The organism is Rhodococcus sp. 1163 (assembly GCF_002091985.1).
Taxonomy (GTDB): domain Bacteria; phylum Actinomycetota; class Actinomycetes; order Mycobacteriales; family Mycobacteriaceae; genus Rhodococcoides.
Genome location: NZ_MKKX01000038.1, coordinates 465,424 through 482,449, shown reverse-complemented (window position 1 = coordinate 482,449; position 17,026 = coordinate 465,424). Strand labels below are relative to the sequence as shown.

16 protein-coding genes are annotated in these 17,026 nt (G+C 62.3%); 4 read left to right on the top strand and 12 right to left on the bottom strand.

From position 1 onward, the window contains the following. Window positions 1–40: 40 nt before the first annotated feature. The 3 genes from meaB to mutA are packed head-to-tail and all read right to left on the bottom strand — an operon-like array spanning window position 41 to window position 5,245. The gene (gene meaB, locus BJD99_RS19965; RefSeq protein ID WP_084348863.1) at window positions 41–1,063 is read right to left on the bottom strand and encodes a methylmalonyl Co-A mutase-associated GTPase MeaB; all 1,023 of its coding nucleotides are present in this window, start codon (window positions 1,061–1,063) and stop codon (window positions 41–43) included. 15 nt (window positions 1,064–1,078) lie between these two features. Beyond that, the gene (scpA, locus tag BJD99_RS19960; RefSeq protein ID WP_084348862.1) at window positions 1,079–3,367 is read right to left on the bottom strand and encodes a methylmalonyl-CoA mutase; all 2,289 of its coding nucleotides are present in this window, start codon (window positions 3,365–3,367) and stop codon (window positions 1,079–1,081) included. Window positions 3,368–3,370: 3 nt separating this feature from the next. Then, the gene (gene mutA, locus BJD99_RS19955; protein WP_143542236.1) at window positions 3,371–5,245 is read right to left on the bottom strand and encodes a methylmalonyl-CoA mutase small subunit; all 1,875 of its coding nucleotides are present in this window, start codon (window positions 5,243–5,245) and stop codon (window positions 3,371–3,373) included. Window positions 5,246–5,410: 165 nt separating this feature from the next. Here mutA and BJD99_RS19950 point away from each other — a divergent pair, with 165 nt between their 5' ends. From BJD99_RS19950 to BJD99_RS19940, 3 genes are all read left to right on the top strand, one after another. Continuing rightward, entirely contained in the window at window positions 5,411–6,088 is a 678-nt protein-coding gene (locus tag BJD99_RS19950; RefSeq protein ID WP_179142429.1) for a TVP38/TMEM64 family protein, read from the top strand. A gap of 74 nt (window positions 6,089–6,162) precedes the next feature. Then, entirely contained in the window at window positions 6,163–6,768 is a 606-nt protein-coding gene (locus BJD99_RS19945; protein ID WP_084348860.1) for a hypothetical protein, read from the top strand. Window positions 6,769–6,826: 58 nt separating this feature from the next. After that, entirely contained in the window at window positions 6,827–7,345 is a 519-nt protein-coding gene (locus BJD99_RS19940) for a hypothetical protein (protein WP_084348859.1), read from the top strand. An 85-nt stretch (window positions 7,346–7,430) separates the two neighbouring features. Here BJD99_RS19940 and BJD99_RS19935 read toward each other — a convergent pair whose 3' ends face one another. The 3 genes from BJD99_RS19935 to BJD99_RS19925 are packed head-to-tail and all read right to left on the bottom strand — an operon-like array spanning window position 7,431 to window position 9,911. Beyond that, window positions 7,431–8,624 carry an SPFH domain-containing protein gene (locus tag BJD99_RS19935; RefSeq protein WP_084348858.1) on the bottom strand — a complete coding sequence of 398 codons (1,194 nt, stop codon included), beginning with the start codon at window positions 8,622–8,624 and terminating at the stop codon, window positions 7,431–7,433. 4 nt (window positions 8,625–8,628) lie between these two features. Further along, complete coding sequence (locus BJD99_RS19930) at window positions 8,629–9,060, bottom strand: NfeD family protein (RefSeq protein ID WP_084349008.1); 432 nt, start codon at window positions 9,058–9,060, stop codon at window positions 8,629–8,631. A 41-nt stretch (window positions 9,061–9,101) separates the two neighbouring features. Continuing rightward, entirely contained in the window at window positions 9,102–9,911 is an 810-nt protein-coding gene (locus BJD99_RS19925; RefSeq protein WP_084349007.1) for a DUF3097 domain-containing protein, read from the bottom strand. A gap of 75 nt (window positions 9,912–9,986) precedes the next feature. On the opposite strand from BJD99_RS19925, the gene BJD99_RS19920 reads away from it, so the two are divergent. After that, window positions 9,987–10,808 carry a hypothetical protein gene (locus BJD99_RS19920; protein ID WP_179142428.1) on the top strand — a complete coding sequence of 274 codons (822 nt, stop codon included), beginning with the start codon at window positions 9,987–9,989 and terminating at the stop codon, window positions 10,806–10,808. On the opposite strand, the gene BJD99_RS19915 is transcribed toward BJD99_RS19920, so the two are convergent. The 6 genes from BJD99_RS19915 to BJD99_RS19890 all read right to left on the bottom strand — a co-directional run bounded on the left by BJD99_RS19915 (window position 10,805) and on the right by BJD99_RS19890 (window position 16,894). Next, window positions 10,805–11,872 carry a ferrochelatase gene (locus BJD99_RS19915; RefSeq protein ID WP_084348857.1) on the bottom strand — a complete coding sequence of 356 codons (1,068 nt, stop codon included), beginning with the start codon at window positions 11,870–11,872 and terminating at the stop codon, window positions 10,805–10,807. The two genes, BJD99_RS19920 and BJD99_RS19915, sit on opposite strands and share 4 nt — an antisense overlap. A 113-nt stretch (window positions 11,873–11,985) precedes the next feature. Then, window positions 11,986–12,810, bottom strand: a complete 825-nt coding sequence (inhA, locus tag BJD99_RS19910; RefSeq protein WP_084348856.1) for an NADH-dependent enoyl-ACP reductase InhA — start codon at window positions 12,808–12,810, stop codon at window positions 11,986–11,988. A 72-nt stretch (window positions 12,811–12,882) separates the two neighbouring features. Next, window positions 12,883–13,605: a 3-oxoacyl-ACP reductase FabG1 gene (fabG1, locus tag BJD99_RS19905; RefSeq protein WP_084348855.1), complete on the bottom strand. Its 723-nt coding sequence runs from the start codon at window positions 13,603–13,605 to the stop codon at window positions 12,883–12,885. A gap of 66 nt (window positions 13,606–13,671) precedes the next feature. Continuing rightward, window positions 13,672–14,664, bottom strand: a complete 993-nt coding sequence (locus BJD99_RS19900; RefSeq protein ID WP_084348854.1) for a VWA domain-containing protein — start codon at window positions 14,662–14,664, stop codon at window positions 13,672–13,674. Then, entirely contained in the window at window positions 14,661–15,653 is a 993-nt protein-coding gene (locus BJD99_RS19895) for a DUF58 domain-containing protein (RefSeq protein WP_084348853.1), read from the bottom strand. Before BJD99_RS19895 ends, BJD99_RS19900 begins: the two co-directional genes overlap by 4 nt. Continuing rightward, the gene (locus BJD99_RS19890) at window positions 15,650–16,894 is read right to left on the bottom strand and encodes a MoxR family ATPase (RefSeq protein ID WP_143542252.1); all 1,245 of its coding nucleotides are present in this window, start codon (window positions 16,892–16,894) and stop codon (window positions 15,650–15,652) included. The genes BJD99_RS19895 and BJD99_RS19890 overlap by 4 nt, the downstream gene beginning before the upstream one ends. Window positions 16,895–17,026: the final 132 nt, after the last annotated feature.

Genomic DNA, 17,026 nt, shown 5'->3' with positions numbered 1-17,026 from the left:
TCCTCGGCACGGTCAGGGGTACAGGATGTTCACGGTCGAACTACGTCCACGCGGGCGGCGCGGCAGCATCGAAGGTATCGAGCAACTCCTGCGCTGCCAATGCCGCAGTCAAAGACCCGTCGCGAACACGCTCTTCGACGCCGAGACGAATAGCTTTCACCGCAGGATTCTGTGCGATCCGGCGCAGCATCTGATCGTTGACCATCGTCCACATCCAGTCGACCTGCTGGCGTCGACGCTTTTCGGCGAACTCACCGGCATCGGTGAGCACCTGCTGATGTCTGAGAACGGTGTTCCAGAAGTCGTCGAGCCCGGTCCCTTCCATCGCGCTGATAGTGAGAACCGGTGGCTTCCACATCGCATCGTGCGGATAGATCATCCGAAGCGCGCCGGCCAACTCCCTCGCCGCGCTCTTGGCCTCCATGATGTGTTTGCCGTCGGCCTTGTTCACTGCTACCAGATCGGCGAGCTCGAGGACACCCTTCTTGATGCCCTGCAACTGATCTCCGGTCCTGGCCAGAGTCAAGAACGCGAAGCAGTCCACCATGTTGGCAACCGACACCTCCGACTGACCGACACCGACGGTCTCGACGAGGATCACGTCGAATCCAGCGGCTTCGAGTAGCACGATGGTCTCGCGGGTCGCCCGCGTCACTCCCCCGAGAGTGCCGGACGTCGGAGAAGGCCGAATGTAGGCGTCCTTCTCCACCGACAGCCGAGCCATTCTGGTCTTGTCGCCCAGAATCGACCCACCGGTACGGGTGGACGAGGGATCGACGGCCAAGACCGCGACCCGATGACCCTGTTCGATCAACCGCATGCCGAGCGCGTCGATGAACGTCGACTTCCCTACCCCGGGAACTCCGGTGATGCCGACGCGATGCGCGCCACCGGCCTTCGGCAGCAGTTGCAGAAGCAGTTGCTGTGCCAGGTCGCGATGATCCGCTCGCGTCGACTCGACCAACGTGATCGCCCGAGCAAGCCCGGAACGATCATTGGCGAGGACCGACTTCGCCACTGCGTCGATATCGATATTCAGCGGCGTTCTGGTCGCGCTACTCATCCGAGTACGTCGCGATCACGCCGTCGCCTCTTGCGGCTCCGGCCCGTTGCCGTGACCGAGCTGTTCGGAGATCTTCTGGACAAGCCCGATAGCGGCATCGGCGATGACCGTCCCGGGCGGGAAGATCGCGGCAGCGCCTGCGGCATACAACTCCTCGAAGTCGCCGGGCGGGATGACGCCACCGACGACGATCATGATGTCGGGCCGATCGACTGCTGCGAGCGCTTCCCGAAGTGCAGGCACCAACGTCAAGTGGCCTGCGGCGAGTGAGGACACACCGACGACGTGTACGTCGTTGTCGGCCGCCTGCCGCGCAACCTCTTCAGGAGTCTGGAACAGCGGTCCGACGTCGACGTCGAATCCGATATCGGCGAACGCAGTCGCAATGACCTTCTGGCCACGATCGTGGCCGTCCTGGCCCATCTTGCACACCAGAACGCGGGGACGTCGACCTTCGTCCTCGGAGAACTTCTCCACCAACTCTGTCGCCTTGATCAGGTTCTCGGACTTTCCTGCTTCGTCGCGGTACACACCACTGATTGTCCGGATTTCGGCCTGATGCCGCCCGTAAACCTTCTCGAGTGCGTCGGAAATCTCTCCGACCGTGGCCATCTTGCGGGCAGCGTCGATCGCCAGATTCAGCAGGTTGTTTTCCATACCGGGCTCGTCGGACGCCGCTGCACGCGTCAGGTTCGCCAACGCAGCCTCCACCTCTTCGGTGTTTCTTTCCTCGCGCAGGCGCTTCAGTTTGTCGATCTGTTCTTTGCGGACCTTCGAGTTCTCGACCTTGAGAACCTCGATGGTGTCGGGCTCGTCCGGCACGTACTTGTTGACGCCGACGAGCGGCTGGCGCCCGGAGTCGATACGCGCTTGGGTTCGTGCAGCTGCTTCCTCGATCCGCAATTTCGGAATGCCTTCGCCGATAGCCTGCGCCATTCCTCCTGCGGCTTCGACCTCGGCGATGTGTGCCCGTGCGCGGTTCGCGAGCTGGTGAGTGAGCCATTCGACGTAGTGAGAGCCGCCCCACGGGTCGATCGGTCGTACCGTGTTCGACTCCTGCTGAATCAACAACTGCGTGTTACGGGCGATTCGAGCTGAGAAGTCAGTAGGCAGCGCCAGTGCTTCGTCGAGTGCGTTCGTGTGTAGCGACTGCGTGTGCCCCTGGGTTGCGGCCATCGCCTCCACACACGTGCGTGCGACGTTGTTGAACACGTCCTGGGCAGTCAGAGACCATCCTGAAGTCTGCGAATGTGTGCGCAGTGACAACGATTTGGCGCTCTTCGGCTCGAATTTCGCCACCAACTCTGCCCACAGCAACCGGCCTGCACGCAGCTTGGCAACCTCCATGAAGAAGTTCATCCCGATGGCCCAGAAGAAGGAAAGCCGAGGCGCGAACGTATCGATGTCCATTCCCGCGGCCAGTCCGGCGCGGATGTACTCGACGCCGTCGGCAAGGGTGTACGCCAATTCGAGATCGGCTGTCGCACCGGCCTCTTGGATGTGATAGCCCGAGATCGAGATCGAGTTGTACTTCGGCATATTCGCACTCGAATACGCGAAGATGTCCGAGATGATCCGCATCGACGGTTTCGGCGGATAAATATAGGTGTTGCGGACCATGAACTCTTTGAGGATGTCGTTCTGAATGGTCCCGGCAAGTTTCTCCGGCCCGACGCCCTGCTCCTCGGCCGCAGCGACGTACAGCGCGAGGATGGGAAGCACCGCACCGTTCATCGTCATCGATACCGAGACGCTGCCGAGATCGATACCGTCGAACAACTGCCGCATGTCGTAGATCGAATCGATCGCTACACCGGCCATACCCACATCGCCTTGTACGCGCGGATGATCCGAGTCGTACCCGCGGTGGGTCGCCAGATCGAACGCAACCGACAGACCCTTCTGTCCGGCTGCGAGATTTCGCCGATAGAACGCATTCGATTCCGCCGCAGTGGAGAATCCGGCGTACTGACGAATCGTCCACGGCTGGTTGACATACATCGTCGGGTAGGGCCCACGAATGAACGGCGGCGTGCCCGGATAGCTGTCGAGCGGGTAGCCCTCGGCTTCGGCGGCATCGCGATCGGCCTTGGTGAACACAGGCTTGACGTCGATACCTTCGGGAGTCGACCACACAACCTGCTCGGCGGCGTAGTTGTTTGCCTTTGCACCCGCCGCAATGTGCTCCGATGCTTCTTCGGCCGTGGGCGAGGACGGAGGCGGCGACTGCGGATCCTTCAGTGGAACATCGGCGAAACTACCGATGACATGAGTTACCCGTGGTTCGGCTTCGTTGGTGGTCATTTCTCAGGCCCCCAGATTGGTGAGAAGATCGGACAGAACTGCGATGGCGTCGACCTTGGCGGTCAAGAAATCGTCCGGCCGACCTTGGCCGGTGATATCGGTGAACAGCTTTTCGGGCCCGGCGAGAAGTACCCGTTCGATGCCGGCAGCGCGGAGCGCGCTCACTGCGGACGAGGCCTCTTCGGTGTATCGCTTGTCGGTGCCGCACACGACCGCGATACGAGCGCCGGCCGTGCGTACGGCTTCGGCGATGCTCGACTCGGTCAACGGCCCTGGATTCTGCGACTCGATTCCGCCCGAAGCCAATAGGTTCGCAGCGAAAGTCGTCCGTACGTTGTGCTCGGCTACCGAACCGAGCGGCACGAGCAGCGCCAGTGGCCGCGCATCGTGCTCGGCGAGATATGCATCCGAGCGGTCACGTAGAGCTTCGAAAGCAGCTCCGTACCGAGCAACCCGTGGCGCTGTGCCCGCCTGCTCCGGGCCTACCGGCGCAAGCGGCGCCTCGGCCAGGTTGGGGAACTCGTTGACACCCGTGAGCGGCGTCCGGCGGTGAGCGACATCGGAATCACGAGCGGCTTTGGTCTCCGCGATCGACGACGCGAGGGTCCCCGACTCGAGTGCAGCACGGTAACCACCGTCGGCTTCGATCTTCTGGGTGAAAGCCCATGCCTTCTCGGCGATGTCATCGGTGAGTTGCTCGATGTACCAAGAGCCGGCACCCGGGTCGAGAACGCGCCCGAGATGAGACTCCTCGAGGAGTAAAAGCTGCGTATTTCTTGCGATTCGCGCCGCGAAAGTCTTCGACACTCCGGCCGCTCCCCCCTCCAGCGCCACATCGAACGGAAGGACGGTGATCGCGTCGGCTCCGCCGATACCCGCGCCGAATGCCGCCAAAGTGGTGCGAAGCATGTTGACCCACGGATCGCGCTGCGACATCATCGCTTCCGATGTGACCGCATGCTGCGGAGCGCCGCCGGCGTCGGGCGCACCGGATACCTGCGCGACGCGTGACCACAACACGCGTGCCGCGCGGAACTTCGCGATCGTCTGGAACTGGTCGTCGGTCGCTGCAAAGCGGAACTCCAGTTGCCCGAGTGCATCTCCGATGGAGAGACCACTCGACGTCAGAGCACGGAGGTATTCGAGGCCGGCAGCAACTGCTGCACCGAGTTCCTGTGCATCGCCGGCTCCGGCGTTGTGGAACACGGTGCCGTCGACGGTGATCGCGCGAACGGTCTCTGCGCGGGCGTCCGACTGTGCGGCCAGGTCTACGAGTGTTGCGAGTTCAGGTGCGGGTGCCCCTGAGAACTGTGAGGTGAGCGTGGCACCACCCAATCGAATGTCCACCGCTTCCGTATTCTCGGCGGTGATCCGGTCGAGCAATTCGAACACTGCGTGAGCGGCTGCTTCGGTGGCGTTGCCGGCGTCCACGACCAACGGTGCGAGATCGAGCAGGACGCCGTCGACTGCTTCGGCGATCGAAGCTGCCGGAAGATCGCTCTCGCCGACGCGGAGCCAGAGTGCGCTGACACCGTTGTTCAAGCCGTCCAGTATCGACCGGTTGACCTTCGCTGCGTCCGACTCACCGACACCGAACCTGGCACTGACCTTCCACCCAGCGTTGACGTCTCGGGCCGCATCCCGGCCACGTACGAAAGGGAACACTCCAGGGAGTGCGTTCTCGGGGTGCTCGTCACGAGGACCGTAGAGAGGTGAGATCGTCACCCCGTCGTAGGTCGTGGTCTCGAGGAGACGCTCAGGATCCTCTGGCAGATCTGCGACGTCGACTCTGCGCGACTTCGCCAGAACTCCGGCAACCGCCTTCTGCCAGGCGGCATACGCAGTGCGTGAGGCGTCTTCTTGTGAAGCAATGGGCACGATGACTGCTCCCTCAACTCGATCGACGAGAGTCGGTCGACAATAGCGACTTTTGTGATGTGAAACCCGATCCCTCCGACAGTATCGTGAGGATCACCTCATGTTCGAATCGGAGGTAGTTTGGTCGCGGCGCGAAACGCTTCGACGCAGGTAGGCTCGTTGATCGTGACGAGGCGATTGCGAGATCCACGGTTGATCGGCATCCTGGTTCTTCTCGCAACCCTGGCAGTAGCAGCGGTGTCGGCACCTCATCTGTCGGCAGAACAGCTTCGGCACTGGGCGCTGTCGATCGGGCCCGTCTTTCCGCTCGTGTTCTTTCTCGTCCACGCGATCGTGACCATTCCGCCTGTGCCGCGAACGCTGTTCACCCTCACTGCCGGAGTTCTGTTCGGTCCGGTCACCGGCATCGCTGTCGCGGTGGGTGCGTCGACCCTCAGCGCCGTTCTTGCATTGTTACTCGTTCGGATAATCGGTCGAGAGTGGTTCGCCGCGAGGATGACCCATCCTGCCGTTCGCGCGATCGACGACAGTCTGATTCGACGCGGATGGCTGGCGGTGGGATCTCTCCGGCTGATCGCACCGGTTCCGTTTTCGGTCGTCAACTACTGCTGTGGCGTTTCTTCGATTCGGCTCGTACCGTTCGCCGTGGCCACCGCGATAGGCATGGCGCCGGGAACGGTGGGCATCGTCGTCCTCGGCGACGCCATCGGCGGACACACGAATGCAGTACTACTCGTGCTCTCCGGTGTGTGTATTGCTGCCGGGGTGAGCGGCCTCTACATCGATTGGCGCCTCTCGGCGTCGACTCGGTTGCCGAAAAGGAATTCCGAATCCTCCAAGTAAACTCCTGTAACTTGACTTTACTTAATCAACCTCTATACGTTGACTATCAGAAATCAAGCACCTAGGCTTGACTCATGTTCGTAATGACGGTGGATCAACGTCGAAGCCGACGCGATATCGACAGAGTTGAAGCCGTGCTGGAACTGACGCGAAACGCTCCCCTCCTTCGAGGTTTCGAACGTACTGCAGGCGATGAAATCCAGGCGGTGGCAACCGACGCGCACACTGTCGTGGACCTCACGCTGACACTGGTCAGACTGGGCACGTGGAGCGTCGGCATCGGCATCGGACAGGTCGAAGAGCCGCTGCCCGACTCGACACGCGCCGGCCGGGGCCCGGCTTTCGAGGCAGCACGTGACGCGGTCACCCGTGCCAAGAACGCTCCCGCCGCCGTCGCCGTCACGGCTGCGAATCGAGATCTCGATACGCCATGCCGAGATGCCGAGACCGCACTGACACTGATCGCACTACTCATCACCGACAGAACAGAACAAGGGCATGAGGCGACGGACCTGATGGCCCGCGGCCATACGCAGAAAAGCGCGGCGGAGACTCTCGGGATCACCAAGCAGGCCATATCTCAACGGTTGTCGGTAGCTCGGTGGAGTATCGAGGCGAGCGGCCGTGCCCTCGCCGAACGACTACTCACCGAACTGGACGTCACCATCGGAAACCACTGAATCTCCGGTCCGATCGATCGCACTTGGCAACACTGCACGGAATACCTAGGGGGAATTCATGATCGCGGTGACTCTGATACTTCTGGGGCTGTCGGCAACGGCCTCGGTCTTCCAGTCGAGAGCCTCGGTTCCGCGTTGGGCGCCTGCCGCACTATCTCTCACGTTGTTGGCCTCGGCGGCAGCGGTAGGCACGACCACCGATCCGGCCCGAGGATTCGCCCTGGCCGCCACCTACGTCGTTACCGTTCTGGCGGCCGTAGTGGGTGGGTCGCCGATAGTCGCCGAAGTCTTCCGCTTGGCGCGACGCGACCGGACACCGACTCCGGACACGCCCGTAGAACCACTACACGGCGGGCGCACGATCGGAGTGCTCGAGCGCACCGCAGTCGCAGCATCCATTCTGGCCGGATGGCCCGAGGGCATTGCAATCGTTCTGGCGGTCAAAGGCCTTGCCCGCTACCCCGAACTGCGAGGATCCCAGGCGTCCGCGGCGTCCGAGCAGTTCATCATCGGAACTTTCGCCAGCGTCATGTGGGCGGTTGCCGTCTGTGGCGTCGGACAGGCACTCGCCACCTGAACTGTGGGCACATACACATCATCCCTCGGCCGCCACCAAGTGACGTGCCGAGGGATGATTCGAGCCTGTTGAGTCTGTGTGGGGCCTAGTTCGGCTCTGCCGGTGGAGCCGACTCTGGCTGCGGTGCAGGAAGTTGTCCGACGTCAGTGCCCTTGGTCAGACTGGGGTCAGGCGCTAACGAGGTATCGACCGGTGTCCGGGCAACCGCCTCGGCAGCAGCGACCGCCTGGGCCACTGCGGGGTCCGTTTTCGTTTCGAACCACTCGGCAACCTCGTCGGAATCGTCTGCAGCCTTGGGCTCGTCGCCGGTACTCGAGCTGGGCTCATAACGGAAAACGCCGTCCTCGCCTGGTGTTCCGAGGGTCTTGGCAAAACCTTTCAACGCATCACCGAAGTCGCTCGGGATCATCCACACCTTGTTGGCGTCGCCCTGCGCCATCTGGGGAAGAGTCTGCATGTACTGGTAAGCAAGCAGTTCCGGAGTCGGCTTTCCTGCCTTGATGGCCGCAAATACCTTCTCGATTGCTTTTGCCTGACCCTGAGCCTGCAGATACTTCGCGGCCCGGTCGCCTTCTGCCCGCAGAATCCGAGACTGACGCTCGCCCTCGGCCGTGAGAATCGAGGCTTGCTTTCCGCCCTCGGCGGCAAGGATGCGGCTCTGTTTGTCGCCCTCCGCGGTCTTGATCGCGGACTCGCGGTGGCCTTCTGCCGTAAGAATGGTGGCCCGCTTCTCGCGGTCCGCCTTCATCTGCTTCTCCATCGACTCTTGGATCGACGGAGGCGGATCGATGCTCTTGAGTTCCACGCGTGCGACCCGCAGTCCCCATCGACCCGTCGCCTCGTCGAGGACGACCCGCAACTGGCCGTTGATCTGATCACGGGACGTCAGAGTTTCTTCCAGCGTCATGCCGCCGACGACGTTACGCAGCGTCGTGGTGGTCAACTGCTCGACGCCGACAATGTAATTGTTGATTTCGTAGACCGCGGACTGCGGATTCGTGACCTGGAAATAGACAACGGTGTCGATCGAAACAGTCAGGTTGTCCTTGGTGATCACCGGTTGCGGCGGGAACGAGACGACACGCTCTCGCAGATCCACCTTCGCTCGAATCCGGTCGACGAACGGTACGAGGAAAGTCAGCTGCCCGGAAACGGTGCGAACGTACCGCCCGAGCCTCTCGATCACTGCTGCCTCGGCCTGCGGAATGATCGAGACGGATTTGGCCACGAGTATGACGACGAGAAGAACGATGACGCCGAGAACGATCAGTGCTGTCATAAAACTACGGTCCCCTCCACACGACGGCAGTAGCGCCGTCTATTTCCATCACGGTCACAGTCACTCCCGGTGCGTAGACCTCGGATTCGTCGAGGGGACGCGCAGTCCACACCTCGCCGCCGAGCTTCACCTGACCCTCGTGCGCCGAAACCTGTTCGAGCACAATCGCACTCTTGCCCGACAACGCGGCAGCGTTGGTGGCGAGCGCGGGCGGAGCGGCGAAGCGTCGCAACAACATCGGCCGTACACCCAGCACCAGCACCAAGGACACGAGTCCGAACACAACTGCATCGGCCCACACTGGGAAGTCCGTGACGGCCGAAATCCCGGCGGTCGCAAGAGCACCACCGGCGATCATGAGCAGAAAGAAATCTCCCGTCAGCGCTTCGGCCGCCGCGAGTGCAATTCCTGCAATGAGCCAAATTATCGCCGCCACAACCTCCATCTAACCAGAAATCGGACATCGGGCGGCGGATCTTACTCCGTTACGAAGTCGACCAGCTGTTCGACTGCTCCGATCAACGGCGCTTCGAGATCTCGGAACGACGAGACCGACGAATACACATGTCGCCAACCCTCCTTCGGAGTTCCCCACCCGAGCTCGCGACAGATACCCGTCTTCCAATCCTGACCGCGGGGAATCTTCGGCCACGCACTGATTCCGACAGCCTTCGGCCGGACGGCTTCCCACACATCGATGTACGGGTGGCCGGTGACAAGTACGTGTGGGCCGAGCGAGGCAGTCAATTTCGACTCCTTGGATCCCGTGACGAGGTGGTCGACCAGGACACCCACTCGCCGGCCAGGGCCTGGTTCGAATTCGGCCAGGCGCTCGCCCAGATTGTCCAGCCCCTCCAGGTGCTCGACGACGACTCCCTCTACCCGGAGGTCGTGGCCCCACACACTTTCCACGAGGGCCGCGTCGTGCACGCCCTCGACCCAGATCCGGCTGGCGCGAGCGGTACGAGCACGCAATCCCTCGACTTTGGTCGAGCCGGAAGCCGATCGCGTCGACTCGGCCTTCTTCGGAGATGCCGTCGCACGCACGAGGGTGACGCGCTTGCCGTCGATCAGAAATGCCGCTTCGCGCAACGCGAACAACCGCGTCGTGCGAGCCGAATCTTCGAGGCGTACGAAATCGCCGTCGTACGTACGCTCGAACCCGATCACCGCACCGCAATACCCGGTAGCAGAGTCCTCGACGACGAGTCCGCACTCGGCCGACACCTGCGGGACAGGCACCTTTCGCAAGCGGCTGTGTCCTGAAAGTATGTCTTCGCCGTACATGTTCGTCACGGCCGACAACGGTAGCCACCCCCACGCCCGAGCGCGCGTCGCCACGCCGACCTATGCTTGGAAGTCGTGAGTTCTCCAAGTGCAAGCCTTGCCGTGTGGGCCAGCTCGTGGCTGGCCGGTTTCAGCGCGCCCGACAACGTGATCGATTCGATGGCGGAGTGGGCACCGATGCATCTGGCGGTTGCCGGCGATCAAGAATCGGCGCTCGAGACCGGGCTGCCATGGCCGAGTCCTCGCGATGAGGGTGTGGCAGGCCTACTCACCCTCATTCGCGCTCAGGTACCGAGTGACCGCACCAACCCCGCAATCGAACTCCTCCTCCCCCATCCTGGTGCCACGTCGAACGTGTCACCGAAGAGTCCGTTCGGGCGCCTGGCCATTCAGACCGGAGAGGCCGTTTTGGTCGGCGATCCCGAGACCCGAGGACTGGGACTCGTACCAACCGCAGAGGGGCCGGACGTCCTCCGATGGACGGTGTTCTCGATCGTCCTGCCGCCGCGTGCGCAACGCGACTTCACCCTCGGAGAAGCCGAATACGCCATGCGGGAAGCGGTTCGTGGCGCTGTCGAAGCCCTCGGTTCGCTTCAATCGCTACCGACTCGAACCGAACTGGGAGACCCCCGAACCCGTATCGCCGCCGAGCTTGCCGATCTCGGCCGACACCGCTATCCGTCGGAAATGTCGGAGCGGGCACTTCGAGTGCTCGAGTCGGCAGATCGCGTGGCAGCCATTCTTTCGGTGGCACAACACTCTTCCCCGACCGAACCCGCCACGGCACTCGGAGCGGCCGCTCGTGAGGATTTGATCAGACCGTTGTGGGCTGCGGTGAGAAAAGCTCGTGCGATAGCACTCTCGACGAGTATCGAGTCCAGCGCGCCCGGCCGCTAGCTGGGGCGTGCCGGGCGAACGGGCTGCTCGCAGCATCGAATTGCGCATCGGCTGCCGTTGAGTGTCGAGCCATATTTCGGGACACTTCCGATTCCACGCGGCGTCGCGTCGCTGAGATGCTCTTCGACGAGTTCGAGGATCATCTGCGCGAACCGTGGGTCGGTTCCCGGTGTAGAGGCTCGCGCGAAAGCCATATTCAGCTCTCTGGCCTTCTCCTCGGCCTCGGTGTCGAGGTCCCAGACGACTTCGAGGTGATCGGAGACGAATCCCACGGGACAAACCACTACCGCTTCTACGCCCTTGCCCGACAGCGCATCCAAATGGTCGCAGATGTCCGGTTCCAGCCACGGCACCTGCGGCGGACCTGACCGCGACTGCCAGACGAGGTCGTAGTCGTCCACACCTACAGCTGCCGCAGCGAGCCTGGACGCTTCCTCCACCTGCCTGCTGTAGAGGTGGCCACCGTCCGCCGGAGGCCCGGCATTGGCGTCGGCGGCGCTCGGTATCGAATGTGCTGTGAACACCAATCTTGCCTTCGAGCGGCTCGCGGCCGAAAGCGAATCCATCGCGGCCGTAATCGAATCGGCGAAAGCAGCGATCAGCAAGGGATGGTCGTAATACTGTCTGATCTTCACCAGGTCGGGCGCGTCGGCACCGACAGCTTCCCTGGCTCTGGCCACATCCTCATGGTACTGGCGACAACCCGAATACCCACCCCACGCCGACGTCGGAAAGACCAGCGCACGTTCGATACCGTCCGACTGCATTTGCGCGACGGTGTCCTCGACCATCGGATGCCAGTTCCTGTTACCGAAATAGATCGGCAGGTCGACACCGGCCGCGGCGAATACAGCTTCCAGCGCAGAGATGATGTCGCGATTGAGCGCATTGATCGGCGACACACCCCCGAAGTGCATGTAGTGCTCGACTACCTCGTCGAGCCGTTCGGGCGGGACCCCACGCCCGCGCGTCACATTTTCGAGAAACGGCCGAACATGGGCGGGCTCCTCCGGGCCGCCGAAGGAGAGAACCAGGATGGCATCGAAACCCGCAGACTCGGTCATGTCCCCATTGTGCGCGCTCGAAGACAACAGGTTCGCTCAGGTTGCCTCATGCAAGCATCGATCCACCATCTGGTAGGCCCCCACTCGTCGGTGCTTGCATGAGGCGAGACGGACTACATGTCGTCGGGCAACCAGGTGTTGTGGCTGGCACCGCCGTCGACGTACACGATCGAGCCGGTTGTACCCGGCAACCAATCCGACAACAAGGCCACGATCGACTTCGCGACCACTGTCGGGTTGTCGACATCCCAGCCGATAGGCGCCGAACCGGACCAGTAATCGTTGAGCTGATTCATCTTGGTTGCGTCCCCGGTAGCCGTTCCCGCGATGGCTTTGGCAGCAAGGGTTTTGATCGGCCCAGCGGCGACCAGATTGGACCTGATCTTCTTGGCTGCGCCTACTTCACGAGCCACGTACCGGTTGACCGACTCGAGTGCAGCCTTCGCCACGCCCATCCAGTTGTAGTACGGCATCGAGGTCCGTGGATCGAAGTCCATACCGACGATGGAACCGCCCTCGTTCATGACAGGCAGAACAGCCCGCGCCAGCGATGCGTAACTCCACGCCGATATTTCGAATGCGCGTGCCGCGTCGGGACCGGGCCCCTCGAGGAACGGCATCGCATCCGGGCCCATGAGCGTGCGGGGCGCAAAAGCGATCGAATGCAAGACGCCGTCGATGCCTTCGGGGGCCACTGCACGAATGCGATCAGCGAGGGCCGACAAATGCTCCTCGTTGGTGGCGTCGAGTTCGATCGCTGGGGGCACTTCCTCGGGCAGGCGCTTGGCGATGCGATCGATCAACCGAAGTCGATCGAAACCCGTGATGATGACCTTCGCGCCTTGCTCCTGTGCCATGGCTGCGGCGTGGAACGCGATCGAGGCATCGGTGATGATGCCGGTGATCAGGATGGTCTTTCCTTCGAGCAGTCCGCCCATGTTCTTCCTTACCGATCGAGTCGAAATGAGAAAAGAGGTGTACCAGTTGCGAAAACTCGGATAATCGAGAGGTCAGTGGCCCATGCCGAGGCCACCGTCGACGGGAATGACCGCACCCGAGACGTACGCGGCGTCCTCGGAGGCAAGCCAACTGACGACGCCGGCAACCTCATCCGTCTTACCCTTGCGGCCAAGCGGAATAGCGCTGACAGCCATCTCTTGGTACTTCTCGTCCAATGCCTGAGTCATCTCCGTGTCGATGAAGCCGGGAGCGACGACATTCGCCGTGATCGACCGGGACCCCAGCTCACGAGTGAGCGACCGAGCAAGCCCGATGACGCCGGCCTTCGACGCCGCGTAGTTGGCTTGGCCGGGAGTTCCTGCCAGAGCCACGACGGATCCAATGAAAATGAAGCGGCCGTAACGGGCACGGAGCATCGAGCGACTGGCGCGCTTGGCGACTCGGAAGGCACCGGTCAGGTTCGCGTCGATCACGCGAGAGAACTGATCCTCGCTCATTCTCATGATCAAGGTGTCGTCGGTGATGCCGGCGTTCGACACCAGAACCTCGACCGGCCCGTGCTTCGCTTCGACCTCTTTGAAGGCGGCGTCGATCGACTCGGAATCGGTGACGTCACAGACAACCCCGAACAGGCCGTCGGGCACCCCGGAACCGCGATGCGTCACGGCTACCTTGTGGCCGTCCTCCGAAAGTCTCTGAGCGATGGACAGACCGATACCTCGGTTCCCTCCGGTGACAAGTACCGATCGAGCAATGAAGTCTGGTTTGGACATGCCTGCAACCTATCTGTTCGTCCCGGAATGACAAAGCGAAACTTACTGGTGAGTAATAACAGCGAATCAGGGCAGTCGTTGCCGAAGAACCAAAGCAGTGCCCAAACCCAATGCGGTGAGTACAACTCCGAGAATCAACCACGGACGGCTGGCATCTCCACGGGTGATCTCGAACCCGATCTGCTCCTCCAGCGTGTCGTACACCGCGCGCAGTTCTTCGAGTGAGGACGCAGTGAAGAAGCTCCCACCGGAAAGATCGGCAATCTCCCGCAAGGACGGATCATCGACTGGAACCGGAACTCGTTCGACTCCCGACTCGTCTTCGATATCGACTGTCCCGTAGCTCGTTCCGAACGAGATTGTGGAAATCGGTACGTTCTTGTCCTTCGCGGCGCGCGCGGCAGTGTATCCACCCCGCGGATCGTCAGGGCTCTCCGGAACGGTCTGCTTGCCATCGGACAACAAGACGATTCGAGCGGGCGGGGCCGCATCGCCGCCACCGAGCACTGCTCCCAGTGTGTCGATCGACTGCAGCGAGGTGAAAATAGCCTCGCCAGTGGCCGTGCGCTCGCTCAATTGGAGTTTGTCGATGGCCGCCTTGGTCGCTTCTCGGTTAGCGGTCGGAGATACGAGCACCGACGCCGTTCCAGCGAAAGCGACGAGCCCGAGGTTGATACCTGGAGTCAACCCTTCGGCGAACGACTTTCCTGCCTCCTGCGCGGCCGCCAAGCGAGACGGTTCGACGTCCGTTGCCTCCATCGACAACGACACGTCGATCACGAGTATCACCGTCGCGCGGTTTCGAGGCACCTTTTGATCAGCAGTCGGACCCGCCAAGGCAATTGTCAGTACGAGCAGACCGGCCAGGACCAGTGCCGTCGGCACGTGGCGCCAGTAACCCGGTCGCGTCGGCGCCACCTTCTCCAACAGTTCCATGTTCGAGAACCGCAAAGTGTGTTTGTGACGACGGCGCTGCGCCAATACGTAACCGACGACCAAACCGGCAACGACGAGGACGAACAGCAGCCACCACGGTGAGGTGAACTCGGACAGACTCACCGGCGACCTGCCCGAGCCGAATTGACTGCACTGGAACCGAGAGTGTGTCGGCGTGAAGAAACGAAACGGACGACGTCCGCTATCCAGTCGCCGTCGGTTCTAAGTGTCAAGCGCGGAGCGCCACATCGTCGAAGCGCACGCTCCACGTCCTCGCGATGCGACGCGGCGGCCTCGGCGAAATCGGCACGCAACTGCGGCGTCGTGCTGAATTCACGGGTGCGACCGGTTTCGGGGTCGTGGAGGACCACATCCCCGACATCTGGCAGTTCGACGTCCCGAGGATCGAGTATTTCCACTGCCAACACATCGTGCCGTGCAGAGATCGCTCGCAGCGATCGCTCCCAGTCGATCGGCCCGAGAAAATCACTGATCACCACTGCCATCCCCCGCCTGCGTTGGGGGCGGCGGAGCGCCTCGATTGCCTCGCGAAGATTTCCTCGCACACCGTCGGCGGCACTGGGTGTCGTCGCGATGGTCCGCAGCAACGTCTGCGAGTGGATCCGGCCACCCCTGGCCGGGATCCGAGTCGTCTGTGCTCCAGTAGCAACCACAGCACCGATGCGATTACCTCCACCGCTGGTCAAGTGCGTGATTGCCGCGGCAGCCGCGACAGCCAGATCTCGCTTCTCGCACCCCGTCGTACCGAAATCGAGACTGGCAGACAGATCGACGACCATCCAGGTTTCCAGCTCGCGATCGGCAACAGACTGACGAACGTGTGGGTGAGTCGTCCGAGCAGTCACCGACCAGTCCATCTGTCGGACGTCGTCGCCAGGCTGGTACTCCCGCGCGTCGCCGGGCTCGGAACCAGGTCCCGGAATCAATCCGAGATGGTCGCCGTGCAACACACCGTCGAGACGACGGCGGACTGTCAACTCCAAGGTGCGCAACGCCGCAGCGAGTGTGGGGTCACGTAGTTCACCGCTCCGGAAAGACGGGGGCCGCGAGTCGGGTGCTCGACCCGCCCCGCGGGCAAGTGCCCCGCTCACTGCTGCTGGCTACCCACGGCTGGGGAACTCCCCGCGGATTTGTCCAGGGACGGCCCTGGACCCGGATGCCCCTGTTGCACGCCTGGGTTGTATCCCTGCTGTGGCGCTCCCTGCTGCTGTGGCATTCCCTGTTGCGGGGGACGCTGCGGCGCCGCGCTTTGATTCGCCGGTTGCTGCGGGACGAACGGCGCTTGGGGGGCCTGCTGCGCACCGACCGCTTGAGGGGCCACCTGGGGAAGACCCACCGCCTGCAATACCCGAGTGATCACATCTTCCGGAGTCACCTCGTCGGCGAGTGCGTCGTAGGACAGGACGAGTCGGTGACGGAGAACGTCGGGGATCACTTCGAGAACGTCCTGCGGCACCACGTAGTCACGTCCTCGCACCAGAGCAAGGGCACGCGATGCCGCGATGATTCCGAGAGTTGCTCGCGGCGACGCGCCGTAAGCGATCCAACTTGCGACGTCGTCGAGACCGAGTTGTTCCGGCGTTCTCGTCGCAGCGATGACTCGGACGACGTAGTCGACGATTGCGTGATGAACGAACACCGAGCTCGCGACGTTTTGAAGTCGCACCAGCTCCTCGGGATCGAGGATCTGCTTCGGAGTCGGGACAGCGGTGCCCATCCGGTAGACGATTTCGCGTTCTTCCTCGACCGAGGGGTAGTCGACGACGATCTTGAACAAGAACCGGTCACGCTGAGCTTCAGGAAGGGGATAGACACCTTCGTTCTCGATCGGGTTCTGCGTCGCCATGACAAGAAATGGGTCGGGCATCGGGAACGTGTGACCACCGATGGATACTTGCCGCTCCGCCATAACTTCCAGCAATGCGGACTGCACTTTGGCGGGCGCGCGGTTGATCTCGTCGGCCAGCACGAAGTTGGCAACGACCGGGCCTAGTTCGGTGTCGAATTCTTCGCGACCCTGCCGGTAGATGCGGGTACCGATCAGGTCGGTGGGCACCAGGTCGGGCGTGAATTGAACGCGAGAGAAAGTTCCACCGACTACCTTGGCGAAAGTTTCCACGGCCAGGGTCTTCGCCACTCCAGGCACTCCTTCGAGGAGTACGTGACCGCGTGCAAGAAGCCCTACGAGGATCCTTTCGACCAATCGATCCTGGCCGACGATCACCCGCTTGACCTCGTATACGGCCTTCTCGAGGATCTGCACATCATGTGCGAGCCCCGCAGCATCGGTGCGGCCCGATCCATTCCCGCCCGAGACGCCGCCCTTGGACATGCTGCCGTTCGACCCGCTGTCCTGCGAGACGCTGCCGTTCGCTTCGGCGCCGTCACGTGATGTCACCAAGAATTCACCGCTTTCACTCGAATCACTTCTCGGGCACGTTCGGTATCGACCATCGACTATTTC